This window comes from Granulosicoccus antarcticus IMCC3135, from assembly GCF_002215215.1.
In the GTDB taxonomy this organism is placed as follows: Bacteria; Pseudomonadota; Gammaproteobacteria; order Granulosicoccales; family Granulosicoccaceae; genus Granulosicoccus; species Granulosicoccus antarcticus.
This window is the reverse complement of sequence record NZ_CP018632.1, coordinates 5,828,645-5,851,770: the sequence shown is the minus strand read 5'-3', so window position 1 is coordinate 5,851,770 and position 23,126 is coordinate 5,828,645. Positions and strand designations below refer to the sequence as shown.

General features: G+C 52.7%; 25 protein-coding genes and 1 tRNA gene. 16 read left to right on the top strand and 10 right to left on the bottom strand.

Going from position 1 to position 23,126, the window contains the following annotated elements; translation table 11 throughout:
* Positions 1–2: 2 nt before the first annotated feature.
* Complete coding sequence (locus IMCC3135_RS25485; RefSeq protein WP_088920150.1) at positions 3–686, top strand: Fe2+-dependent dioxygenase; 684 nt, start codon at positions 3–5, stop codon at positions 684–686.
* A 24-nt stretch (positions 687–710) separates the two neighbouring features.
* Here IMCC3135_RS25485 and IMCC3135_RS25480 read toward each other — a convergent pair whose 3' ends face one another.
* The gene (locus IMCC3135_RS25480; protein ID WP_088920149.1) at positions 711–1,805 is read right to left on the bottom strand and encodes a hypothetical protein; all 1,095 of its coding nucleotides are present in this window, start codon (positions 1,803–1,805) and stop codon (positions 711–713) included.
* A 227-nt stretch (positions 1,806–2,032) separates the two neighbouring features.
* Positions 2,033–2,896, bottom strand: coding sequence for a ferredoxin--NADP reductase (locus IMCC3135_RS25475; protein ID WP_088920148.1), 864 nt, complete (start codon positions 2,894–2,896; stop codon positions 2,033–2,035).
* 370 nt (positions 2,897–3,266) lie between these two features.
* Here IMCC3135_RS25475 and IMCC3135_RS25470 point away from each other — a divergent pair, with 370 nt between their 5' ends.
* Together IMCC3135_RS25470 and IMCC3135_RS25465 are read left to right on the top strand one after the other, a co-directional pair.
* A complete protein-coding gene (locus IMCC3135_RS25470; RefSeq protein ID WP_169727526.1) occupies positions 3,267–3,680 on the top strand; it encodes a CopG family transcriptional regulator in 414 nt (137 codons plus the stop codon).
* A gap of 44 nt (positions 3,681–3,724) precedes the next feature.
* On the top strand, positions 3,725–4,747 hold the full coding sequence (locus tag IMCC3135_RS25465) for an extracellular catalytic domain type 1 short-chain-length polyhydroxyalkanoate depolymerase (RefSeq protein WP_088920146.1): 1,023 nt from the start codon (positions 3,725–3,727) through the stop codon (positions 4,745–4,747).
* Positions 4,748–4,772: 25 nt separating this feature from the next.
* Here the strand turns inward: IMCC3135_RS25465 and IMCC3135_RS34805 are convergent, their stop codons facing one another.
* The 7 genes from IMCC3135_RS34805 to fur form a co-directional block, all read right to left on the bottom strand.
* The gene (locus tag IMCC3135_RS34805) at positions 4,773–5,411 is read right to left on the bottom strand and encodes an energy transducer TonB family protein (RefSeq protein ID WP_088920145.1); all 639 of its coding nucleotides are present in this window, start codon (positions 5,409–5,411) and stop codon (positions 4,773–4,775) included.
* Between the two features lie 10 nt (positions 5,412–5,421).
* Positions 5,422–5,907 (bottom strand): ExbD/TolR family protein, encoded by a 486-nt coding sequence (locus tag IMCC3135_RS25455; protein ID WP_088920144.1) that lies wholly within the window; start codon positions 5,905–5,907, stop codon positions 5,422–5,424.
* Positions 5,907–6,311, bottom strand: a complete 405-nt coding sequence (locus IMCC3135_RS25450) for an ExbD/TolR family protein (RefSeq protein ID WP_088920143.1) — start codon at positions 6,309–6,311, stop codon at positions 5,907–5,909. The genes IMCC3135_RS25455 and IMCC3135_RS25450 overlap by 1 nt, the downstream gene beginning before the upstream one ends.
* Positions 6,298–7,044, bottom strand: a complete 747-nt coding sequence (locus IMCC3135_RS25445; RefSeq protein WP_169727525.1) for a MotA/TolQ/ExbB proton channel family protein — start codon at positions 7,042–7,044, stop codon at positions 6,298–6,300. Before IMCC3135_RS25445 ends, IMCC3135_RS25450 begins: the two co-directional genes overlap by 14 nt.
* Before the next feature lie 105 nt (positions 7,045–7,149).
* Positions 7,150–7,635 (bottom strand): bacterioferritin, encoded by a 486-nt coding sequence (gene bfr / locus IMCC3135_RS25440; RefSeq protein ID WP_088920142.1) that lies wholly within the window; start codon positions 7,633–7,635, stop codon positions 7,150–7,152.
* Between the two features lie 139 nt (positions 7,636–7,774).
* Positions 7,775–8,023 (bottom strand): (2Fe-2S)-binding protein, encoded by a 249-nt coding sequence (locus IMCC3135_RS25435; protein ID WP_088920141.1) that lies wholly within the window; start codon positions 8,021–8,023, stop codon positions 7,775–7,777.
* A gap of 183 nt (positions 8,024–8,206) precedes the next feature.
* Positions 8,207–8,656 carry a ferric iron uptake transcriptional regulator gene (gene fur / locus IMCC3135_RS25430; protein WP_088920140.1) on the bottom strand — a complete coding sequence of 150 codons (450 nt, stop codon included), beginning with the start codon at positions 8,654–8,656 and terminating at the stop codon, positions 8,207–8,209.
* Positions 8,657–8,864: 208 nt separating this feature from the next.
* Between fur and aroA the strand changes: the two genes are divergently transcribed.
* From aroA to secF, 13 genes are all read left to right on the top strand, one after another.
* On the top strand, positions 8,865–10,208 hold the full coding sequence (gene aroA / locus IMCC3135_RS25425; protein ID WP_088920139.1) for a 3-phosphoshikimate 1-carboxyvinyltransferase: 1,344 nt from the start codon (positions 8,865–8,867) through the stop codon (positions 10,206–10,208).
* 20 nt (positions 10,209–10,228) lie between these two features.
* Entirely contained in the window at positions 10,229–10,909 is a 681-nt protein-coding gene (gene cmk / locus IMCC3135_RS25420; RefSeq protein ID WP_088920138.1) for a (d)CMP kinase, read from the top strand.
* A 187-nt stretch (positions 10,910–11,096) separates the two neighbouring features.
* Positions 11,097–12,776, top strand: a complete 1,680-nt coding sequence (gene rpsA / locus IMCC3135_RS25415; protein ID WP_088920137.1) for a 30S ribosomal protein S1 — start codon at positions 11,097–11,099, stop codon at positions 12,774–12,776.
* Between the two features lie 181 nt (positions 12,777–12,957).
* Positions 12,958–13,293 (top strand): integration host factor subunit beta, encoded by a 336-nt coding sequence (locus IMCC3135_RS25410; RefSeq protein ID WP_088922071.1) that lies wholly within the window; start codon positions 12,958–12,960, stop codon positions 13,291–13,293.
* Between the two features lie 108 nt (positions 13,294–13,401).
* Positions 13,402–14,571 (top strand): tetratricopeptide repeat protein, encoded by a 1,170-nt coding sequence (locus IMCC3135_RS25405; protein WP_157736267.1) that lies wholly within the window; start codon positions 13,402–13,404, stop codon positions 14,569–14,571.
* On the top strand, positions 14,568–15,368 hold the full coding sequence (gene pyrF, locus IMCC3135_RS25400) for an orotidine-5'-phosphate decarboxylase (RefSeq protein WP_088920135.1): 801 nt from the start codon (positions 14,568–14,570) through the stop codon (positions 15,366–15,368). Before IMCC3135_RS25405 ends, pyrF begins: the two co-directional genes overlap by 4 nt.
* Complete coding sequence (locus IMCC3135_RS25395) at positions 15,365–15,961, top strand: phosphoribosyltransferase (RefSeq protein ID WP_088920134.1); 597 nt, start codon at positions 15,365–15,367, stop codon at positions 15,959–15,961. Before pyrF ends, IMCC3135_RS25395 begins: the two co-directional genes overlap by 4 nt.
* Before the next feature lie 64 nt (positions 15,962–16,025).
* Positions 16,026–16,112: transfer RNA gene (locus IMCC3135_RS25390), tRNA-Leu, on the top strand.
* A 144-nt stretch (positions 16,113–16,256) separates the two neighbouring features.
* Entirely contained in the window at positions 16,257–17,366 is a 1,110-nt protein-coding gene (queA, locus tag IMCC3135_RS25385; RefSeq protein WP_088922070.1) for a tRNA preQ1(34) S-adenosylmethionine ribosyltransferase-isomerase QueA, read from the top strand.
* A 23-nt stretch (positions 17,367–17,389) separates the two neighbouring features.
* A complete protein-coding gene (gene tgt / locus IMCC3135_RS25380) occupies positions 17,390–18,505 on the top strand; it encodes a tRNA guanosine(34) transglycosylase Tgt (protein WP_088922069.1) in 1,116 nt (371 codons plus the stop codon).
* Positions 18,506–18,619: 114 nt separating this feature from the next.
* On the top strand, positions 18,620–18,943 hold the full coding sequence (gene yajC, locus IMCC3135_RS25375; protein ID WP_088920133.1) for a preprotein translocase subunit YajC: 324 nt from the start codon (positions 18,620–18,622) through the stop codon (positions 18,941–18,943).
* Positions 18,944–18,977: 34 nt separating this feature from the next.
* Entirely contained in the window at positions 18,978–20,795 is a 1,818-nt protein-coding gene (gene secD, locus IMCC3135_RS25370; protein ID WP_088920132.1) for a protein translocase subunit SecD, read from the top strand.
* Positions 20,796–20,901: 106 nt separating this feature from the next.
* Entirely contained in the window at positions 20,902–21,840 is a 939-nt protein-coding gene (gene secF, locus IMCC3135_RS25365; RefSeq protein ID WP_088920131.1) for a protein translocase subunit SecF, read from the top strand.
* Positions 21,841–22,210: 370 nt separating this feature from the next.
* On the opposite strand, the gene IMCC3135_RS25360 is transcribed toward secF, so the two are convergent.
* Entirely contained in the window at positions 22,211–23,032 is an 822-nt protein-coding gene (locus IMCC3135_RS25360; protein ID WP_088920130.1) for an inositol monophosphatase family protein, read from the bottom strand.
* Between the last annotated feature and the right edge of the window lie 94 nt (positions 23,033–23,126).

Here is a 23,126-nt window from a genome sequence, read left to right as displayed (position 1 = left end):
GTATGTTGTTGGCTATTGAATCGGTATTCAGTGTCGAAGAAGCGTTGGAGATGCGACAACAGCTGGCGCAGAGCCAGTGGGTCGATGGCAAGTTATCAGCAGGCAGTCAGGCTGCAACGGTGAAAACCAATCAGCATCTTGATGATCGAACTGAACTCGCCCAGTCCATTGGGAGCCGCATCCTTGCGGTATTGAACGCACACCCACAGTTCATCTCGGCCGCCTTGCCGAACAAGATCATGCCTGCCAAGTTCAATCGATATACCGAGGGGGGGCAGTACGGCGCCCATGTGGACAGTTCCATCATGTCATTGCCAGGAGGTATGGGGCAGATGCGGACTGATCTGTCTGCTACCTTGTTTCTGTCGCGTGCTGATGATTACGACGGTGGCGAGTTATTGGTTGAAACGCAATTCGGAACACAGGAGGTCAAGCTGGAGGCCGGCGACCTTGTTCTGTATCCGTCCACCAGCCTGCATCAGGTGAACCCGGTTCTGAAGGGAGCCAGAATCTGCTCAGTCTTCTGGATTCAGAGCCTGGTTCGAGACAATCAACAACGTGAAATCCTGTATGAACTGGATCAGAGCGTACAGACACTGACGCTTGAAAGAGGCCAGGGTGATTCAGAGGTCAGTCGACTGACCGGCATTTATCACAACCTGATGCGTTGCTGGGCAACGACATGATTGTTTGTTGCTGAAGCGGTGAAATCAGCTCCACTGGTAACGTCGCTTCAGTCCGAATGTGGCGATGAGCAATAGGCCGAGCAGGCCAACACTGACGCCGCCACCTGAGCGACTCTCCGATTCTGTTGCATTCATCGTCGTATCGGGTGTCAGGCCATTGCCGCCATTTTCGATCGTATCAGTGCTTGTCCCTTCAGCGTCTGACCGGGCATCGATTTGCAGCGGCAATGTCACGGAGTTATCTGCAATATATGAATCGGTTTGGTCGGCAGTGACCGTTACCTGAAGTGGCACGGATGAAGAAGCTTCCAGTGCCGTTAATACCAGGAACATCTGATGGCTACCACCGGCAGGAATTTCACTCAGGTGGCAGACGATCTCATCGCCTGATTCAGTGCAGCTCTCCAGAGGGCCGGTCTCGATATCAAGCTGTGTATGAGGGCGCGTCAGAGTCACCAGTGGTTGTGTTGCCACCGCACTGTCTGAACCGTTGTCAATATTCACAACCAGCGTGCTCGACTCACCGACAACGAGGCGGCTGGCATCAATGCTGACATCGACTGCAAGGTCTGTTTCATCTTCGGCGATAGTCCCTGCATCACTGCTATCAAGCTCCAGGCTTGTCCAGCGCCCACGGGCAAATGCAGTACCGTCACCTTCGGGAATCTTGCCGTTGGTGTTGGCCAGCGATTCAACTGAAATGGTAGCCCCTTGGGGAATTACAATGTTCTCGAAGATGTTTCGAACGCTGGTGTAGTCGACGATGACCTCTGGGTTGATTGCTGAGCCAACCAGTACATCGTCGATCAGAACACGATAAGGCGCTTCGCCATCAAGTTCAGCCAGTGTGACAAGCGTTATATCGAAGTAGCCAGAGGCTCCCTCATAAGTCATGGAGGCTTTGGCAAACTGGTTGCGATTACTCTCGATGGCAGCATCGATGGCCAGTGATGGACGCCCTGGAGCTTCTGAATAGTAAGGCACTTCCCCGGCGTCAATCACAGGAAAGTCTGTTGTGGCCTCGAATACGAGTGTCTCGGCACGGACGACTGTCGTCAGGAAACTGCTCATACAGAGCGCTATGGTGCCGAATGCGAGTGCGTAGTTCCTGGAAATCATGGCAGCTTCTCGTCTGAAAGGGGCTTGTTCAACGGTTGGCCAGATGATTACTCTGGTTCAACAACAAGACAATCAAGCAAACGAGATGCCATGTGACGAGGTAACGGCAGACTGCGCCTCTCCTGAACTTGAACGTGTTACAAATTCAAGGTGATACTGACAGGGCAGTTTGGTTACCTTCCCCGGTGAATTTATTCACCGGGGAGCTACTGGATTTTGTCTTTGATTTACCGATCGACGAATGCGCGTTCGAAAACGTAAGCACCGGGTTCACCGCGAGACGGTGACACTGGGAAACCACGGCTGTCCAGAAATTCGCGCAGCTGTTTCAGCATGTCAGGGCCGCCGCACAACATGAAACGATCATGTTCTGGATCAATGGTAGGCAGGTTTACGCTGCGTTCCAGTTCGCCATCGGCAAACAGAGTAGTGATGCGACCACTGCGTTCGAAGGGGTCTCTGGAGACGACCGGAGCGTATATCAGTTGCTTTTTGATGCATTCGCCCAGGTATTCATGTTCTGGCAGTTCCAGAGAGATGATGTCGCGATAGGCCAGGTCATGAACATGACGAACGCCATGAACCAGAACAACATTTTGATATTGCTCGTAGGTTTCGGGATCTTTTATGACCGACAGAAATGGTGCCATTCCCGTACCCGTGGACAGTAGCCACAGTGTTTTACCAGGTGTCAGGTCATCCAGTAATAAAGTGCCGACAGGCTTGCGGCCCACATGAACATAGTCGCCTACTTCTATATGTTGCAGACGCGAGGTCAATGCTCCGCTATCAACCTTGATGCTGAAAAATTCGAGTTCTTCTTCCCAGTTGGCGCTGGCAATCGAGTATGCCCGGCGTAACAGTTTTCCATCGACTTCCAGGCCGACCATGACAAATTGCCCGTTCTGGAATCGCAATCCGGCATCACGTGTCGTGCGGAAGCTGAAATAGTTATCGGTCCAGTGATGAACGGATAGGACCTTTTCCTGCTCCTCCGTGCAGCTTAGTCGCTGACCATGTGGAATTGAAGAAACGGGAGCCTCTTCATTCGAGGATTCCGCCGTAGAGGCGCCCGGGTTTTCAGGTTTCATTTTATTGCTTCGTTTGATTTGGTGTTTGTTGTGTTCGTTTCGGACCAGGTGTCGTAAGCGATCACAATCTGACGTTGAATGAGTTCGGCAAATTCCATTAGCGCAATGAGTAGTGACGTATCAAGCCAGTACAAGGCGGTTGTAGCTCTGGAGAGTATGCCATGCAATAGGCTGCACCCAGACTCAGAGAGACTGCTTGTCCGAGGAAAAGTGCAATGACAACCGTCTGAATTAGCTGAAAATGTCTATCATATTGTACTCTGTACGGCGCAAATGATAACTGTTCTCATCAAGATTGTGCCATTCATGCGTGGTGGAATCCAAGTACCATCCAGCAGGAAGGAAATTCATAACTGGAGAGGTGGGTATCGTGAGCGCCGTACGCAGTCGAGAAGGCCGGGGAGAGAGCGAAAAGATCACATTGAATCTGGGCCATGTGGATCTGGGACGTGTCGATCTGTTGGTGAAGGAAGGTTTCTATTCCAATCGATCGGATTTCATTCGAACCGCAATACGTAATCAGCTAACTACGCATTCGCAGGTACTGGAGCAAGGTATTGCTCGGCATACCCTGGAAATTGGTCTGCGTGATTTTCAACGCTCTGATTTGGAGGCGGTGCGTGAAGCGGGCGAACTCTTGCATATAAAGGTGCTGGGACTGGCGCGTATTGCTGAAGATGTTACGCCTGAGCTCGCTTTGGCAACGATTGGATCACTGACTGTTCTGGGTAGTTTGCAAGCGAGCCGGGCCGTAAGGGATGCGCTGGGTGAGAGGATTCAGTGAGATCTCCTCATGTTCAGGAGTTTGAGATGTTGGGAGAAGTTTGAATGAAATACGATGTACTTCGTGCAATGCGCAATGCGGCATTGCAAACACCGGCAGAGAATCTGCAGGAGGCTACGCGAGCGCTTGAAGAGGGGTTGCAAGGCTTCGTGGGCATGTCGGACTCTTCTGGAGCTTCGCCGGTGTCCGATGCAAAAACAGGTGGTGAATTTTTAACTGACGAGTTCGAGCATGCGGGTGCATCAATCGATTACCGGCTGTACCTTCCTCCGGCAGCGCAAAGTAATGGTGCCTTGCTGGTCATGTTGCACGGCTGTACTCAGGAGGCAACAGATTTTTCGATCGGAACTGGTATGAATGCACTGGCGCACGAGTCGGGTTATACCGTGCTGTACCCCAGTCAAAGTGCGGCTGCGAACCCCAATCGCTGTTGGAATTGGTTCGAACCGGATCATCAGCAGCGGGGAGCTGGAGAGCCTGCAATCATCAGTGCATTGACAAGGTCTGTGTGCACACAATACAAATTGAACCCTGCACGGGTGTTTGTTGCAGGTCTGTCTGCAGGAGGAGCCATGGCTCTGGTTTTGGCGGAACAATATCCGGAAAACTACGCAGCTGTCGGCGTGCATTCAGGTCTGGCAACCGGGCTGGCTAGCAGTGTGCCTGAAGCCATGAGGGCCATGGCAGGCGGCAATGCTCCAGCCGCGATAAACCCTGCCACTTTGTATCGGCCAACGATGGTTATTCATGGTGATCAGGACAAGATCGTGCAACCGAAAAACGCCGAGCTTATAGTGACACGTTGTCTGGGGCAGTATTATCAGCATCATCCAGAAGAGAAGCTGGTGTATCGATGTCACGATGAGTCAGTCGATGGGCACAGCGTCCAGCTTCATGAATATCGAAATGCTGAGGGAGCGCTTGTTTGCAGGTACTGGCAATTGGGTGAGCTCGCTCATGAATGGTCAGGTGGCGATGCGCGTGGTTCTTATACTGCGCAAGGAGGCTTGAATGCCTCGCAGTCCCTGCTGGATTTCTTTGACCAGTGTTCGAGCCAACCCGATTGATCAACTGTGTGGGCTGCAAGACTAGTCATTGCAGCGTGTATCGCACAGGGACTACTACCTGATATCGGGATTGGCCGAAATCATCGGGTAATGCGGGAAACGGCGCGGCTGCATCCAGCAATTGCATGGCAGCTTCGTCAAGTTCTGGAACGCCGCTACTCTTCACTAATGAGGCTTCTAAAAGGTTGCCATCAGCACTGATCGTGAAGCTAACCAGAACATCCCCTTCTATTTTTCGACGTTTCAGTCTGCGTGGGTAGTTGATGTGCTTTTGCAACCAGAGTTGTAGTTTGGTTTCATAGTCAAGTTTTGCCTGCGCACTGCCACCATTGTTCGACGGGATATTGATATCTCCACCTTCAAGACTTGGGCTTGCTTGTGCTGCGCTGTCAGCTTCAACGCTAGTCTCATTCGTTGATTGTGGTTCAGGTGTCGGCGTCGGTTCTGGTTCTGGTTCTGGTTCTGGTTCTGGTTCTGGTTCTGGTTCTGGTTCTGGTTCTGGCGAGGCGTTCGCTTGTTGTTGGGTGAGTTCTAGTACGAGCCCTCCTGAGCCCGGCACGTTGGGAGTGGGTGCTTCAGTTTCAATGCCCATCACCACGATCAGAAGGGCATGCAAAGAGCCTGAAATCAGGGCTGCAAACAGCCACAAGGTACGATTTTTCATGGTCGCAGCTTCAAGGTGCGTCCACTGGAATCCTGGTGGTCAGCAATTCAACCTGAGAAATTCCTGCATCCCTGACGATATTCATGATGTTTCTCAATAGGGCGACAGGTACTTGAGCATCCGCCTTTATTGCCAGCTGAGCTTCGCTTGAGGATATGTTGAGAGTGGTGTCAGAAGGGAGCGGGGTCGTCTTGTCAGGACTTACGATAGTCGGCTCGTTCACTGATGAGAGTGTTTTCAGGTATGAACCCAGATTCTCCAGCGTTATAAGTTGCTGTTCAAACATCAAGGTCCCATCGCCTGCAACGTACAGCACTGTTTGAGCCGTGCTCGGCTTGTCTTGTGTTGACGTCGGTGCAAGCAGTGGCAAAGGGTCAGAGACCCGAATATTACCGGCGACCATAAAGAAGATGAGTAGCAGAAACACGACGTTGATCATCGGAATCAGATTGTTGTCTGATGCTGCTGATCCTTTACGTCCGGGTTGCAGCTTCATTAGCGCAGTGCAGTCAGCTTGACGGTACCAGCTCCGGCTTGTTCAAGCAGGTCAGTGACGAGTATGAGTTGTTGCAAGGACACCTCATCATCAGCATCCAGTTGGATCGGCACTGCCTGGCTGATAGCGCTCAGTACACTCGTATGAGATGCAAGCAAAGCGGGCAATATGCTTTCCTTGTCTTGCAGAATGATGTTGCCATCAACTGACAGGCGTAACTTCAGGACTGTGATGTCCTCGGCTGGGGCAGTGCCAGCTTCCGATGGCACGGTAAGCTGCATGGCTTGTTGTTGGCTGAATTGTGTGCTCAGCATGAAGAACAGCAAGAGTATGAAGACAACATCAATCAGGGGCGTCAGACTGATTGCACGTCGGCCGCTCGATCCGGACTCAGCCAGCTGCATGAGATCTGCGGGTGGTCAGTGACAAGTCATCAGTATTCGCTTTGTTGCCTTGCTGGACATGCGCGGTGAAAACACGGGTTACGGTATCCTCGATGCGGTGTGCATGTCGTTCAGCTCGCCGATCCAGCCACTGATGTGCCAACATGGTTGGTATTGCCACCGCCAGACCAACACCCGTTGTCAGCAAGGCTTGCCATATTCCACCCGACAACACAGAGGGATCAACCTGCGATCCGGCTTGTTCCATCTGTCTGAACGCCTCGATCATACCCAGTACGGTGCCGAATAGTCCGAGCAGGGGGCTGACAGTTCCAATGAATTCCAGAGAGCGTAAATGGCTTCGATAGTTTTCCATGTCGCCACTGGCAAGCCTCTGAATCTCCTCCTTGACATGCGCCTCCGAAACACCTGGAGATTCACAACCTTGCATCGCCACTTTCAAAAGCCTGCCAACACCGCTCTGAGCATGGCTGATAGATGCGATTGCGCCGGTGCGATCATCTTGTCGCCAGAGCAACAGTGCTCTGTCTATTGCAGAGCTGTTGCGGCTTCGTTCCGCGTACATCTGAATGCTCTTGACGATGACGATGGTCAAGGCAACCATCGACATGGCGATGAGTATCAGAGTAACGGTGCCGCCCAGTGCCAACAGCTGAGCAAATGAATCTGGCAGGTGTTGCAGCATGGTTGTCAGCAGAGAGTGCTGCGCAGAAGTAGGGCTTTCAGAGTCCATGACAACCGATCGTCTTGAGGCGAATGATCACAGCGCCTGATCCAGGAAATCTGGATCAGGTAGCAGCTGTTGAGTTGAACCGCCGAGTAGCAATGACGGAAAGTATCAACCTAAAGTGTCAGCACTGTCTGCCTGAAGAGCCTGATAGTTTTGCAAGCCGACGCGTTCCAGCAGTTCCAGTTGTGTTTCCAGAAAGTCGATATGACCTTCTTCATCGGTCAGCAGTTCTTCGAAAAGGTTCTGGGATACGTAATCTTTCTCCGCTTCACAGACGTCTCTTGATTCTGTGTAGGATTCGCGAGCTTCGTACTCGCCGGCCAGATCGCATTCCAGTATTTCCTTGACGTCCTGGCCGATTCGCAGGCTTGAGAGAGTTTGCAGATTGGGGTGACCACCCAGGAAAATGATTCTGGCGATGATCTTGTCTGCGTGACCCATTTCTTCAATGGATTCCTCACGCTCTTTCTTCGCCAGTTTGGTCAGGCCCCAGTCGTCGAGCAGACGATAGTGTAGCCAGAACTGGTTGACCGCAGCCAGTTCGAGGAAGAGCGCTGTGTTCAAACGCTCGATGACTTTTTCGCTACCTTTCATACGATGGAATTCCTAGATGTTAGCCTTTGCCAAAGAGGCTACTCTGACAATGAGCAGGAAGGGTTTCTGCGCATGATACATGAAGGAGGCTGCTGAAAATAAGCCAGCGTTCGGTCAAATAACTGTCGGTCTGGGAAGTCTAGGAAATGCGGTTTTCCGCGGACAAGGGTGTTGGACTTGTCAGCTGACTCTTGGAAATGAACCGTAGTTCGGCCTCACGAATCGTGGCCTCCGCCAATGGGAAGCAGTTACAGCAACGGGGGCACGCTCCCAGTTCGCCATAGACATTATCCGGGCACAGGTCGGGATTGGCACAGTTGGACTTCAGACATTCGACGGCGTCGCCAATATCGTTAGCGGTCAGGCGATTGCAATGACAAACGATCATCTGGAAGTGTCTCTCTGTTCAGTACTTCAAGAATTGCGGCAATTGGCAGGTTAACTGAATAGTATTAAAAAGACAAATGAGAATCATTTCTTTTTGTGAATCTGATAATGGCTTTGCAGATTGAAGGGGTTTTAAAGGGGCAGTTGGGGCAGTGAGGTCTACGAACTATCGAGTGAATAGCGCCTAATTGGTTATTTTCAACCGTGTCTGCTTCTCATCCGGGTCCTTGACCTCGCCGTAGAGCACGATCTTGTGATCGCTTAGCGTATAGCCAAGCTCTGCAGCGATTTCCATCAGACGAGTTTCAATGGCCTCATCCTTGAACTCAGCGACTTTACCGGTCTTCAGGCAAACGATGTGATCATGATTGTCGCCGGTATCCAGTTCGAAGATGGCCTGGCCTCCATCGAAGTGATGGCGCGTGACCAGTCCGGCGGCTTCGAATTGCGTCAGAACTCGGTAAACCGTCGCTAAACCGACCTCGTTGCCATTGCTCAGAAGTGTTTTGTAGACATCCTCTGCACTCATATGGTGCTGTTCAGCTTCCTCGAGAATCTCCAGAATACTGATTCGCGGCAGAGTGACTTTCAGTCCCGCTTTGCGTAAATCGATGTTTGCAGTTGTTTTTTTCATGGTATCCACAAAAATCTGGTGGGTATTCTGGTGCCTCGAAGTGTACACAACAATATGCACGGGCAGGACGCTGACAACCCTTCGATAAGGCAGAGAGTGTTCAGCTTTATGTTCGGATATCCAACTATGTGCGTTTCATCGGCTAACGCAACGCAAAAGAGGGCAGCCGTGGTGTTACCATTTTGGCAATAACTTACCAGGACTGCTCGTGAATCAGGCTTCATCTCCTTCAGGTAGAACCTTCCACCTTGAACCGGCTACCAAACTCACCGGTACGGTCAAGGTGCCTGGTGACAAATCCATGTCGCATCGCTCCATCATGTTTGGTGGTATCGCCCACGGCACAACCCAGGTGCAGGGGTTTCTCGAAGGTGAGGATAGCCTGCATACACTGGAAGCTTTCCAGGCCATGGGAGTGCGGATCGAGCGTGGTGGTGTTGGTGAAGTGACCTTGTATGGTCAGGGTGTTGCTGCACTGAAAGCGCCTCAGGGGCCTGTTTATCTGGGAAACTCGGGCACCGGTATGCGTTTGTTGACGGGTTTGCTGGCTGGTATGAACATTCCTGCCACATTGACGGGTGATGCCTCCCTGAGCGGCCGGCCCATGCGCAGAATCGTTGATCCATTGAGCCAGATGGGCGCAAAAGTTCTTACCGGTGACGGTGGCACCCCACCATTGGTCATTCAGAGCGCCGCTCAGTTGAAGGGCATCGAATACACCTGCCCAATGGCCAGTGCTCAAGTCAAATCAGCAATACTTCTGGCCGGATTGCACGCCAGTGGCACGACTACGGTTCACGAGCCTGCGATTACCAGAGATCACACTGAGCGCATGCTGCGCGGTTTTGGTGTTGATGTTCAGGTAAGCGGTCTGAGCGCCTCGGTGCAGGGTGGGCAGCAATTGAAGGGGACTTCTCTGGTTGTGCCTGGTGATATTTCCTCCGCCGCATTCTTTCTGGTAGGGGCCAGCATGACTCCGGGTTCTGATTTGCTGCTGACCGGTGTCGGCATGAATCCAAGCCGGACGGGTGTCATTGCCATTCTGAAGCTGATGGGGGCCAACATTCAGGTAACCAATGAGAGAGTTACCGGCGGCGAGCCGGTTGCTGATCTGGTTGTGCTGGGTGGCAAGTTGAAAGGCATCCATGTGCCTGAAGAGCTGGTGTCATTGGCTATCGACGAGTTTCCAGCGCTCTTCGTAGCAGCAGCTGCTGCTGATGGTGAGACCATTGTGACGGGGGCTGAAGAGCTGCGCGTCAAGGAGACTGATCGCATTCAAGTCATGGCGGATGGTCTGCGGGCACTGGGTGCGGATATCACGGATACCCCCGATGGCGCCCGAATTGTCGGTAAGCGACTGGTAGGTGGTGTTGCAGACAGCTGTGGAGATCACCGTACGGCCATGTCTTTCGCGATGGCGTCGCTCATTTGCGACGGGTCCATTACCGTACTGGATTGTGACAATGTCAATACTTCGTTTCCAGGATTTGCCAGCATTGCGGCTAACGCAGGGCTTCATCTGACGGAATCAGTGAACGATACCGATAAATGAGCTGCCGAGATTTCTGATTCATGACCGATATACCTGTCATCACCATCGATGGTCCGTCTGGCGCAGGCAAGGGGACAATTGCCCGCGAACTGGCCAGCGAACTGTGCTTTCACCTGCTGGACAGCGGAGCTGTCTACAGGGCGGCGGCTCTGCATGCGCTGGATTGCGGGGCTGATCTGGATACTGAGTCTTCTGTCATGAGCGCTCTTGTCAGCATGAAAGCCACCTTCATTCCGGACGTTGATGGCGTACAAGTCTGGTTAAATGAGAGAAATGTAACCTATGACATTCGGCGGGAGACAACTGGTAATGCGGCGTCCAAAGTTGCGGTGATGCCACTGGTTCGTGAGTCTGTGCTTGACGAACAGCGCAGTTTTCGTACCTCTCCGGGGTTGGTTGCTGATGGTCGGGATATGGGCACAGTCGTGTTTCCAGACGCCACTTTGAAGGTATTTCTTTCTGCATCTGTGGAAGTACGCGCGGAGCGACGGGCTAAGCAGTTGAAAGACAAGGGGATCGACGTTACAATGGGGAGCTTGCTGCAAGAGATTGGTGCGCGCGACGAACGTGACAGTTCCCGCGAGCATTCGCCGTTGGTTGCTGCCCACGACGCGCTCATCATCGATTCCAGTGATTTATCCATCAAGCAGGTGGTAGCGCGCATACGTTCTGCGTTGCCTCAGGCATGCATGGCCGGATAACATCATCTGGAGTGTCCCTTGCATCAAGAGCGTAGGCTCGTTCAATATCGTCCTTTACGCATGCCCGTCATGCATTGATCAACCTGCATAACGTACTGCCAGACCATGATGGTCGGGTTTTTTGTCAATTAACACATCGCCTTGTCATGATGACGCTGCGTCACTCACCTAACAGGTTTACTACTTAATGTCAGAATCTTTTGCGGAGCTCTTCGAAGAGAGCATCTCCAACTCCCAGATGAAAATCGGTTCCATACTTACTGGAACAGTTGTCGACATCACGGGTGACTATGTCATCGTTAATGCCGGCCTCAAGTCCGAAGGCGCAGTGCCTATTGAAGAATTTGAAGACGAAAATGGCGAAACCGATGTAAAAATCGGCGACAGCGTCGAAGTTGCACTCGATTCCGTTGAAGATGGTTTCGGCGAAACCAAGCTTTCACGTGAAAAGGCTCGCCGCGCACGCTCCTGGACAATCCTCGAAAGAGCCCAGGAAAATGACGAGATCATCAAAGGCAACATCACTGGCAAGGTCAAAGGCGGCTTTACTGTTGAAGTTTGCGATATCCGCGCATTCCTGCCGGGTTCACTGGTTGACGTACGTCCCGTACGTGACACCAGCTACCTCGAAGGCAAGGAACTCGAATTCAAGGTTATCAAGCTTGACCAGCGTCGCAACAACGTCGTCGTATCACGACGTGCGGTAGTTGAGTCAGAGTACAGCGCAGAGCGCGAGCAACTGCTCGAAAATCTGCAAGAAGGTCAGGAAATCATGGGTATCGTCAAGAACCTCACCGATTACGGTGCGTTCCTTGATCTGGGTGGTATCGATGGTCTGTTGCACATCACTGACATGGCGTGGAAGCGCGTCAAGCATCCTTCGGAGGTTGTTGAAGTCGGTCAGGAAATGCAAGTCAAGGTTCTCAAATTCGATCGCGAGCGTAACCGCGTATCACTGGGTCTGAAGCAACTGGGTGAAGATCCATGGGTTGATCTGACTCGTCGTTACCCAGAAGGCTCACGCCTGTTCGGTAAGGTCACCAACATTGCTGACTACGGTTGTTTCGTAGAGATCGAGGAAGGTGTTGAAGGTCTGGTTCACGTATCCGAAATGGATTGGACCAACCGCAACGTCAACCCGAACAAGGTTGTTGCACTGGGTGACGAAGTTGAAGTCATGATCCTCGATATCGACCAGGAACGTCGTCGTATCTCTCTGGGTATCAAGCAGTGTAAGCCGAACCCATGGGAAGACTTCTCTGAGTCGTTCAACAAGGGTGACAAGGTTGCCGGTACTATCAAGTCAATCACTGACTTTGGTATCTTCATCGGTCTGGAAGGCGGAATCGACGGTCTTATCCATCTGTCTGACCTGTCCTGGAACGAGACTGGCGAAGAAGCCGTTCACAACTACAAGAAAGGTGACGAGATCGAAGCCGTTGTTCTGGCCGTTGATCCCGAGCGCGAGCGCATCTCTCTGGGTGTGAAGCAAATCGATCGTGACCCATTCGGTCAGTTCGTTGCTGATAGCCCGAAGGGCAGCATCGTGAAAGGTATCGTCAAGGAAGTTGATACAAAGCACGCCATCATCGATCTGGGCGACGGTGTTGAAGGTGTATTGCGCGCTTCTGAAATCTCCCGTGAGCGTGTTGAAGATGTTCGTCAGCACATGAAGGAAGGTGACGAGATCGAAGCGAAATTCATCGGTACTGATCGTAAGTCACGCATGCTGAGCCTGTCTATCAAGGCGAAGGACTATGCTGATGAAGCAGAAGCCATGAGTGACTACAACGACACTTCAGCGGAGCCAGCAGGCACCACTTTGGGTGATCTGATGAAGGAGCAGTTCGGTAAACTGGACAAATAAGTCCATAATCCCGGTTAGAAAGTGAGTCCTGCCGGGCAGTCTCTACAAGTACAGAGGCTGCCTTGGCGGGGCAAACTTCAACCAATTCAGACCCGGTATCGGCGAATGACAAGCCGGGCCGCTGGAAACGGACGTAAATACAAGGTGAGACATGAGCGAACGTTCGCGCACGGATAAAAGTCTGACAAAATCAGATCTCATTGATTCGTTGGCACGTAACCAGAGTCATCTGGCGCCAAAGGATGTAGAGCTTGCGGTCAAGAGTCTGCTTGAAAAGATGAGTCAGGAGCTTGCCGGTGGCGAGCGTATCGAGATTCGTGGCTTCGGCAGTTTCAGTCTGCATTTTCGTGAAGCAAGAATAGGTCGCAATCCCAAATCGGGTGATGCGGTAGCCCTGCGAGGCAAGCATGTTCCTCATTTCAAGCCCGGCAAGGAATTGCGAGAACGGGTCAACAATGGGACTGGCGGAGTTAATGAAGCGTCAGAAAACTACACAGATGATGAGGACGACGACTAGGCTTGTGTGCCAGTTGTCTGGTTTGGAGTTTCACTCTGAGCAGTCCGGAATCCTGTTAAAAACATATCGTGAAATACTGGCGCCGTTGAACTTTGAGAGCCGTTCCTGGTGAGTATCCCAGACCTCTTGTGGCTGTTGCTGCCAGTTGCTGCTGTAGCGGGTTGGTTTGCCGCGAAGCGTAGTGATGCCAAACGGCCCGATGCGTTCTGGGACTACACCAATAATTTTCATCAAGGTCTTAATGTGTTGCTCTCCGAGCAGCAAGGCAAGGCTTTGGAGCTCTTTGATGACCTGTCCGGGACCAGTCGTGATACGGCGGACACCCATATAGCCCTGGGTAATCTCTATCGTCGGCGCGGCGAGGTCGAGCGGGCAATCTTGCTGCACCAGAGTGTCATTGATAAAGTCGCTCTGCCAGAGGATATCCGTGAAACTGCCCGATTCGAACTGGCCAGAGATTATGGTTCAGCGGGTCTGCTGGATCGGTCGGAGCACGTTCTTCATGAGCTTCTGGGCTCGGAGCATCGTCGTGGAGATGCCTACGATAGTCTGTTGCAATTGCATGAGCAGGAGCAGGACTGGGAGCAGGCTATTGCTGTTGCCATCGAATTTGAGAAAAACACCGGAAACAATGCGCGTGCCCGAATTGCGCACTATTACTGCGAACGTGCCGTACTGGCGCAAAAACAGCAGCAGACAGCGAGCGCTGCAGAGTTTCTGGAAAAGGCCCGACGTCATCATCCCCAGTGTGCCCGGGCCTTGATGATGCAGGCATCCATGGCTCTGGAGGCTGGTGATCATGATTTGTCACTGACTCTTTATGGGCAAGTGGAGTCGTTACGCCCGGAGTTGATGCCTGAAATCATTGATTCTCGTTTCGCAGCACTCAAGGCGGCTAATCAACCATTGCAACTGTTGGCATTCGTCAAGCGTATTCATGAGCAGAAGAATGCCTATTCTGTCATTCGCAGCACGCGGGCTGTCATTGCAGAGTTACACAGCAGCGAAGCTGCTGATCGTTTTTTCAAGGACCAGATACTGAAGCGACCCTCCCTCAAGGGGTTGCGAGACTGGGTTCATGATCAGGTTGCCCTCAGCAAACCTGGCGAGCGGGATAAGGTGCAGGTGATCTGTGGCCTTCTCGATCAGGTGGTGGAAGATAAACCCGCCTATCGATGCAATTCTTGCGGGTTTCAGGGTAACGTGATGCATTGGCGCTGCCCGAGTTGTGGGCAGTGGGATAGCGTATCAACCATCATCGGCGTGGAAGGCGAATGAATAGAATCATAACGGCACTGGATTTTTCTACTCCGGCACAGGCACGGGCGTTGGTTGAACGTCTGGATCCTTCTCTGACGCGCCTGAAGATTGGAAATCAGTTGTATACGCTGGCGGGTCCAAGCCTTGTCGAGGAGTGCCAGAAAGCCGGTTTTGATGTCTTTCTTGACCTTAAATATCACGATATTCCCAATACGGTTGCCAGCGCTGTCGAGGCGGCAGCGGCCATGGGCGTCTGGATGGTGAATGTGCATGCCAGTGGTGGTCCGGCGATGTTGCAGGCCGCCAGAAATGCGGTGCAGCAGTTCGATCGTAGTGCTGAACATGCCGGTGGAACGCGTCTTATTGCGGTGACTGTCTTGACGAGTCTTGATCGAAACGAGCTTGCCGCTGTGGGTTTGGATGTTGAGCCTGCGGACCAGGTAACCCGCTTGGCAACGCTGGCACGGCAAGCAGGGCTGGATGGTGTGGTTTGTTCGCCGCATGAGGTGGCCCGGATTCGTGCCATTGCCAAAAGCAACTTTCTGACCGTAACACCTGGTGTACGGCCCGATCAGGGGTCGAGTGCGCCCGTGAGTGTCATTTCCAGCCATGGTGGCAAGCCCGATGATCAGCGACGGACGCTGACACCCTATGACGCTATTGTGGCAGGCAGTGATTTTCTGGTCATCGGCAGGCCCATCACGCAGGCGAAGTCGCCGCTTGATGTGTTACATGCCTTGAATGCGGAAGTGCAAATCGCCGCTTCTCAATTATCGACGACCCCTTCCGACCAACAGGCACATTCAGACGCATGAGCACTGACGAAAAAGTCTATATATCCGCGCAACAGTTGTTGGAAGACTCCCTGGAGCTGGGGCGTCAGATCCTGGCCAGTGGATTCCGCCCCAATTACATTGTAGGAGTCTGGCGTGGGGGTACACCGGTGGGTATCATGGTTCAGGAGTTGCTCGATTTCTACGGCGTGGAGACCGATCACATATCCATTCGAACTTCCAGCTATGCGGGAATCGACAAGCGTAGTAGCAGTGTGCGGGTGCATGGATTGAGCTATCTGACGAAAAAGATGAACGCCGAGGACTCGATGCTCATCGTTGATGATGTCTTCGATACTGGTCTGAGTGTCAAGGCCATCATTGACAAGATGAGTGAGCGTGCACGCAAGAATTTGCCGCATGATGTCCGAGTGGCCACGGCTTATTTCAAGCCGGGAAGGAACCGAACCAATTTCGAGCCGGATTACTGCGCACACAAGACCGATGACTGGCTGGTTTTCCCACATGAGATGGCCGGATTGTCGATGGAGGAGATCAAAATCAGCAAGCCACACCTGCTGCCGGTGATGAATTCACTGGAAGGAATCGCCACGCCGGCCAAGCTTCGAAAATAAATCTGAATTATTTCGTCCCCAAACTTGTCGTGGAGGCTTAACTTGCCTACACTGCGCATGCGCTGCCGGAGTGGTGGAATTGGTAGACACGCCGGATTCAAAATCCGGTTCTGGAAACAGAGTGCGAGTTCAAGTCTCGCCTCCGGCACCAAGCGCAAATCTACGGCCCAAGGGCTCGTGAAACAACGAACCCTAACTTCCACCTTTTCTAGATTGCACATACGTGGACAAGGCTGATATCGCTCAGAACTCCAGGCTCATTGAGCGCGCCGATACGCAGAGCGCGACACCCGATCTGGAAGCCTTCAGGCTTAGCGACTTTTTTTATGATCTACCCGATGAGCTGATTGCTCAGGCACCTCTGGCCGCACGCAGCGACAGTCGTCTAATGGTTGTAGATGGACGTGTCGGTAAGGCGTCGGACACTGAAAACTCCGAATCACAAGCTGTTCAGCACCTTAGCGTGCGTGATTTGCCTCGCCTGTTGAAGAAGGGTGACCATCTGGTTTTCAATAATACTCGGGTTATTCCGGCTCGCCTGTATGGTGCCAAGGCATCGGGCGGCAAGCTGGAGATGATGCTGGAGCGGGTGACCAGTCGGGGTAGTGTGCTTGCCAAGATACGCGCCAGCAAGTCTCCGAAGCCGGGTTCCATTATTGTATTGTCAGGTCGTGATACGCAATCAGCAGATTGTCCTCACTGTGAGGCGAGGGTTGTGGGGCGACAAGATGACCTCTTCGAGTTGGAGGCCGTTGATAACAGCAATGATGTATTAACTCGCTTTATCGAGGCGCAGGGCGAAATTCCACTGCCTCCCTATATTGAACGCGCACCAGATGCCGCTGACGATGAGCGGTACCAGACCGTATTTGCCAAATCTCCCGGTGCCGTTGCAGCGCCCACGGCAGGTCTGCATTTTGACGAAGATCTACTGCAGGCCTTGTCCGCTGCCGGTATTACCCACAGTTTTATTACACTGCATGTCGGCGCAGGTACATTTCAACCCGTGCGGGTCGAGAATCCAGCCGAGCATGTCATGCATGCCGAGCGCGTTACGGTGGATGCTGCAACCGTGGCAGAGATTCAGGCGGCTAAGGCGAGGGGCGGGCGCATTGTTGCGGTGGGAACCACCTCGGTGCGTGCGCTGGAGGCTGCAGCTGCTGAAACAGGAGTGCTGGCACCATTCAATGGTGAAACTCGATTGTTCCTGGTTCCGGGAGCGAAGTTTTACGTCGTGGACGCCATGGTGACTAATTTTCATCTGCCGGAATCAACGCTGTTGATGCTGGTAGCCAGTTTTACGGGGCTGGATACCATCATGCAGGCCTATCGGATGGCGGTGCTTGAGCGTTATCGGTTTTTCAGTTACGGCGACGCCATGCTGGTGTGGCCCAAGATTTCGTAGAGCAATCAGCTCGGAGTGCGTACGTGAATTTCAGTTTTGATTTGTTGGGAACCGACGGCAATGCTCGACGTGGGCGTCTGCACTTTGATCGTGGCACGGTTGAAACACCAGCCTTCATGCCGGTGGGTACCTACGGTACGGTCAAATCGGTTACTCCGGAAGAGATTCGCAGTGTTGGTGCTGAAATAATCCTCGGCAACACCTTTCATTTGTGGCTGCGCCCCGGCACCGATATCATTAAATTGCACGGTGATTTGCATGATTTCATGCATTGGTCTGGCCCGATTCTGACGGATTCCGGTGGTTTTCAGGTGTTCAGCCTAGCCAAGCTTCGCAAGATCGATGAGTCAGGTGTCCGTTTCCGTTCGCCTATTGATGGCTCTGAGGTGTTTCTGAGCCCGGAAGAGTCCATGCGTATCCAGACCGATCTGGGATCCGATATCGTCATGGCATTTGATGAATGCACACCTTATCCGGCCACGCACGATCAGGCTGCGACATCCATGGAGCTGTCCATGCGCTGGGCGCGACGTTGCAAGGATGCTTTTGCCGAGTTGGAGAATCCCAATGCCCTGTTCGGTATTGTGCAGGGAGGCATGTACGAAGATCTGCGCAAGCAGTCCTGTGATGCGCTGGTCGAGCTGGATTTTCCAGGATATGCCGTCGGCGGTCTGGCGGTTGGTGAAGAAAAATCGATACGCGATTCCGTGCTGGACACCACGTTGCCGCACCTTCCAGCTAATCGGCCACGTTATCTGATGGGAGTCGGTAAGCCGGAAGATATCGTGGCCTCTGTCATCAGGGGGATCGACATGTTCGACTGTGTCTTACCTACCCGTAACGCGCGCAACGACTATATCTATACGCACAAGGGTGATCTGCGATTGCGCAATGCGCGTTTTCGAACCGATACACAGCCGATAGACTCTGATTGCAGCTGCTATACCTGTCAGAACTACTCCCGCGCCTACCTTTATCATTTATCCAAGTGCAGCGAAATTCTGGGTTCACGTCTGAACACTATCCATAACCTGCATTATTATCAGCAGCTGATGCAAAACATTCGGCAAGCGCTGGATGCTGGTCAGATGGATCAGTTCACACGGGAATTCGAAATTCAACGGGCCACTGGGGCCTGATCCTGACGGTTGTGCCCTACGTGCAGCCTCGAGGCGCAGGAAACCTCGGGAAGAGCGCGTGGTCTATGGCATAATTGCGCGTTACATTCCGCCTCCACTCCAAGAGTTACAGACATGGATTTTTTTATCAGTAATGCATATGCCCAGGGCGCCGGTACAGGTGGCTCACTTATGGGTATTCTTCCGCTGCTGCTTATGCTGCCGGTATTCTATTTCCTGATGATTCGACCGCAGCAAAAGCGGATGAAGGAACATAAGTCCATGGTCGGAGCCTTGAAAAAGGGCGATGAAGTCGTTACCAATGGTGGACTGGGCGGTACCGTCACTAAAGTGGGCGATGCTTACCTTTCACTTCGAGTTTCAGAAGGTGTTGAAGTCAACGTTCAGAAGGCTGCTGTTGCTGCCTTGTTGCCATCAGGCACTCTGAAAAACATCTAATTCGGCCCCATCTAGTCAACCAAGACACTTCAGCATGACCAATACCAATCCGCTCTGGAAGACGTTGCTGCTTGCAGCCGTTTTGCTTATTGGCGTGCTGTTCGCGCTGCCCAACTTGTTCGGCAGCGATCCTGCTGTTCAGATCTCGGCGCGTTCCGCCGAGCTGACAGCAAATGATGTCGCCAAGTTCAACAAGATACTGGCAGATTCCGGTTTCACGGATGCAGAAATCCGGGAAGATGACGGTCGTTATCTGGCTCTTTTCACCAGCGAAGATGAGCAGCTTCGCGCTCGGGATGCGCTGGCTGCAGAGCTGGATCCCAATAGCTATATTACGGCACTGAATCTGGTTGATGCCAGTCCAGCCTGGTTGCGCAATATTGCCCAGCCCATGTTTCTCGGTCTTGATTTACGCGGTGGTGTGCACTTTCTCATGGAAGTGGACATGGAAGCGGCGATTGCTTCAGCAGAGGAACGCTTCATACCTGCGTGGAAGCGTGAGGTGCGTGAGGCCAAGATTCGCGGTACTTCGATCCAGCATTCAAAAGGTGAGTTGAGCGCGCGTTTCAAGGATGTCGCAGAGCGAGACCGGATGCTGGATGTCTTCAGGGAAGAGGCTCAGGATCTCGAATTTCAGACATCTGAAGAAGGTGAGTTTGCCTATATCACCGCCAAATTGTCTGAAATTGCCATACAGGAAGAGCAGCGTAGTGCTCTTCAGCAGAACATCGTCACGTTGCGTAACAGGATCAATGAGCTGGGTGTTTCCGAGCCAGTTATCCAGCAACAGGGCCTCGAGCGTATTGTGGTGCAGTTGCCGGGCGTTCAGGACACAGCACGAGCCAAGGAAATTCTCGGTGCTACCGCCACTCTGGAATATCGACTGGTCTCCACCCGATCCGATGCACGTCCCTACAAGCGTCGTGAAGATGGTTCCACCATCATGCTCGATCGGGACATCATTGTTACCGGCGACCAGATCAAGGGTGCTTCCTCAGGCATCGATCAGCAAACCGGTACCGCTGCTGTTTTCGTTAATCTGGATAATGCCGGCGCACGACGCATGCAGGAAGTCACACAAGAGAACGTGGGCAACCTGATGGCGGTGGTCTATATCGAAAACCGGATTGACAATATTCAGGTCAATGGCGAGACCGTCAAGAAAGTTACCAAGGTCGAAGAAGTCATCAATGCGGCGACTATCCGCGATGTGCTCAGTCATCGATTCCAGACGACAGGTCTGGGTGCTCAGGAAGCGGCGGATCTGGCGTTGCTGCTACGCGCAGGTGCGTTGAAAGCACCCGTACAGATTGTCGAAGAACGGACAGTGGGTCCAAGCCTGGGTAAGGACAATATCCGTCAGGGCTTCATGTCGGCGGTTGTTGGTCTGGCTATCGTCGTGGTTTTCATGGCTGTCTATTATCGTGTTTTCGGCATCATTGCCGGCTTGGCACTGGTCACCAATGTCGTCTTGATTATTGCAGTGCTCGGTGCCCTGACAGCAACCTTGACGTTGCCGGGTATTGCCGGAATTGTTTTGACTGTCGGTATGGCGGTCGATGCAAACGTGCTGATTTTTGAAAGGATACGAGAAGAACTCAAGTCGGGGACCGCGGTACAGACAGCCATTTCTGCTGGTTATGATAAAGCCTTCTCGACTATCGCTGATGCCAACGTCACGACGCTGATTGCAGCGGTGGTGTTGTTCAGTCTGGGTACTGGCCCCATCAAGGGTTTTGCGGTCACCTTGTGCATAGGTATTCTGACCTCGATGTTCACAGCCATTTTCGGCACTCGAGTCATCGTCAATACCTTGTACGGTGGGCGTCGACTGAACACTTTACCTATCTGATTGCCCGTCAATACCTTTCATGCAACCTGCCGCTTTTGCTTCGTCAGGTTGCTCACCTAGTTTCATTGTTCATTACCGCGTGTAGTGACGTTCGGGATATTCATCGATGCGTAGTCTGATTCGCGATACCAATTTCGATTTCATGGGCCGGTATCGACTCGCTGTGATCGTGTCTGGTGTGATGCTGGCCATAGCGATTCTGGCCATCGCCATTCGGGGGATGAGCCTGGGAGTCGATTTCACGGGTGGTTACACCATCGAGGTGGGTTACGAGCAAGCGCCTGATTTGAACCAGATTCGCGCCGCTCTGGTGGATGCCGAATTTCCAGACACTCAAGTGCAAACCTTCGGTAGCAGCACGGAAGTGCTGATTCGCATGGCGCCCACTGAAGGGGCAAATAGCGCAACGGTAAGTGGTGAGGTACTGAAGGTACTGACCGAATCCAGTGATTCAGAAGTAGCCATGCGGCGTGTAGAGTTCGTTGGGCCTCAGGTGGGTGAGGAGTTGCGTGAAAAGGGTGGGCTGGCCGTGCTATCGGCATTGTTTGGCATCATTCTGTATATCTGGTTTCGCTTTGAGAAGAAATTCGCAGTGGGCTCTGTACTGGCGCTGATCCATGACGTCATCATCACGGTCGGATTTTTTGCCTTGTTCCAGATCGAATTTGATCTGACGATATTGGCGGCATTGCTGGCGGTGGTCGGCTATTCATTGAATGACACGATCGTGGTATTTGACCGGATTCGAGAGAATTTTCTGGCCATGCGAACCGGCACACCTGCCCAGGTCATGAACGATTCCATCAATCAGACCTTGTCACGAACCATCATTACCTCTGGCACCACCATGATGGTTCTGGTCGCGCTGTTCCTGCTAGGCGGTCAGATTATCAGTGGCTTTGCACTGGCGTTGATCATCGGAATATTTGTTGGTACCTATTCATCCATCTTTGTGGCGAGCGCAACGGTATTGCACATGGGAATTACCAAAGAAGATCTGATGCCGGTTGAAAAAGAAGGCGCTGATCTGGATGCAATGCCCTGAATAGGTGTTTCCCGGGGTAGTTTGGCCCCCGACCACCTTTGGTGGGGTGGGTCAACTACTCAATAGGATTGACAAGCCGCTTCTGAGATGAGGAAGGGTGGGTCCTGTGTAGCGGACCTGCATTGATTGATGGAGAGTCTGAAAATCTCGGCTTGGTGCCAATCCAGTGCATGATTGTGCGATTAACTTGCTGTATGAAATGCAAGAACCCCGACTTGATTGGATAAGGAGGCGGCGTTGTACGCACAGTAGGGGCTCAGAACTGTCTAATACGGGCGCGCGCGCGCTCCTGTCGCGTCTGCACGAGGCGAGCGCAGTGCGTATATAACGCAACTGCGCCCGACGCGGTGCTTCCGCCGATCTGCCTTGCCTAAACGGGTTTGCGGGCAGGCAAGTTCCGGCGTGCGGCTGATAGAGGCTTCATGACTTCGAGCATCTGGTGATGAATCTTGGGTGAAGCTGCTATCACTTCGCCCTTGTCCATCCAGTCGTCACCGCCGTCAAAATCGTTGAGCAGGCCACCGGCCTCTCTGACGATAAGGCCACCAGCGGCCATATCCCAACTTTGCAGACCGGTCAGCCAGCAGCCATCGATACGTCCAGCTGCGACGTAGGCAAGGTCAAGAGCGGCCGAACCGAGACGGCGAACACCGCCAGCGCGTTCAGTGTAGTGGCGGGTCGTTCTCTGGAAAAAGTCCAGATCCTGACCGTCACGATAAGGAAAACCGCAGCTGAGCAAGGCGTTTTCCAGATGGTTGGTGGTGCCTACTCGCAATCGTTTGCTGTCCAGAAAGGCGCCTTCGCCTTTGCCTGCAGTGAACAGTTCCTGCCGCATGGGGTCGTAGACGACAGCCTGAAACAAACGGTTCTTCTGCATCAGTGCAATGGAGACACTGAAGTGCGGTAAGCCGTGGATGAAGTTGGTTGTACCATCGAGAGGATCGATGATCCAACGATATTCGGCGGTCTCATCACCTATCAGGCCGCTTTCTTCGCACAGAAACGCATGATCCGGGTAGGAACGCTGTAGCGTATTGACGATTTCAGTTTCGGCCTTGCGATCAATTTCGGTGACGAAATCATTTCGCTGTTTCTTCTCAATGGTCTTGGGATCGAAACGGTCTACATTTTGTGTGATGACTTTTCCGGCTGCGCGGGCAGCGCGGATGCCGATGTTGAGCATCGGGTGCATGTCTGGATTCGCTTGTCTGGGCTAGGTCTCATAGTGTAGTGCCAAATGACCTCTGATCTGTGGCTTCCGGCATCAGTTGTGACATCATTCGCGC

Excerpts from the sequence above, each read along its gene's own strand:
- IMCC3135_RS25485 (WP_088920150.1), top strand. The coding sequence starts at position 3 with ATGTTGTTGGCTATTGAATCGGTATTCAGTGTCGAAGAAGCGTTGGAG.
- IMCC3135_RS25480 (WP_088920149.1), bottom strand. The coding sequence starts at position 1,805 with ATGATTTCCAGGAACTACGCACTCGCATTCGGCACCATAGCGCTCTGT.
- IMCC3135_RS25475 (WP_088920148.1), bottom strand. The coding sequence starts at position 2,896 with ATGAAACCTGAAAACCCGGGCGCCTCTACGGCGGAATCCTCGAATGAA.
- IMCC3135_RS25465 (WP_088920146.1), top strand. The coding sequence starts at position 3,725 with ATGAAATACGATGTACTTCGTGCAATGCGCAATGCGGCATTGCAAACA.
- IMCC3135_RS34805 (WP_088920145.1), bottom strand. The coding sequence starts at position 5,411 with ATGAAAAATCGTACCTTGTGGCTGTTTGCAGCCCTGATTTCAGGCTCT.
- IMCC3135_RS25455 (WP_088920144.1), bottom strand. The coding sequence starts at position 5,907 with ATGAAGCTGCAACCCGGACGTAAAGGATCAGCAGCATCAGACAACAAT.
- IMCC3135_RS25450 (WP_088920143.1), bottom strand. The coding sequence starts at position 6,311 with ATGCAGCTGGCTGAGTCCGGATCGAGCGGCCGACGTGCAATCAGTCTG.
- IMCC3135_RS25445 (WP_169727525.1), bottom strand. The coding sequence starts at position 7,044 with ATGGACTCTGAAAGCCCTACTTCTGCGCAGCACTCTCTGCTGACAACC.
- bfr (WP_088920142.1), bottom strand. The coding sequence starts at position 7,635 with ATGAAAGGTAGCGAAAAAGTCATCGAGCGTTTGAACACAGCGCTCTTC.
- IMCC3135_RS25435 (WP_088920141.1), bottom strand. The coding sequence starts at position 8,023 with ATGATCGTTTGTCATTGCAATCGCCTGACCGCTAACGATATTGGCGAC.
- fur (WP_088920140.1), bottom strand. The coding sequence starts at position 8,656 with ATGAAAAAAACAACTGCAAACATCGATTTACGCAAAGCGGGACTGAAA.
- cmk (WP_088920138.1), top strand. The coding sequence starts at position 10,229 with ATGACCGATATACCTGTCATCACCATCGATGGTCCGTCTGGCGCAGGC.
- rpsA (WP_088920137.1), top strand. The coding sequence starts at position 11,097 with ATGTCAGAATCTTTTGCGGAGCTCTTCGAAGAGAGCATCTCCAACTCC.
- pyrF (WP_088920135.1), top strand. The coding sequence starts at position 14,568 with ATGAATAGAATCATAACGGCACTGGATTTTTCTACTCCGGCACAGGCA.
- IMCC3135_RS25395 (WP_088920134.1), top strand. The coding sequence starts at position 15,365 with ATGAGCACTGACGAAAAAGTCTATATATCCGCGCAACAGTTGTTGGAA.
- yajC (WP_088920133.1), top strand. The coding sequence starts at position 18,620 with ATGGATTTTTTTATCAGTAATGCATATGCCCAGGGCGCCGGTACAGGT.
- secD (WP_088920132.1), top strand. The coding sequence starts at position 18,978 with ATGACCAATACCAATCCGCTCTGGAAGACGTTGCTGCTTGCAGCCGTT.
- secF (WP_088920131.1), top strand. The coding sequence starts at position 20,902 with ATGCGTAGTCTGATTCGCGATACCAATTTCGATTTCATGGGCCGGTAT.
- IMCC3135_RS25360 (WP_088920130.1), bottom strand. The coding sequence starts at position 23,032 with ATGCACCCGATGCTCAACATCGGCATCCGCGCTGCCCGCGCAGCCGGA.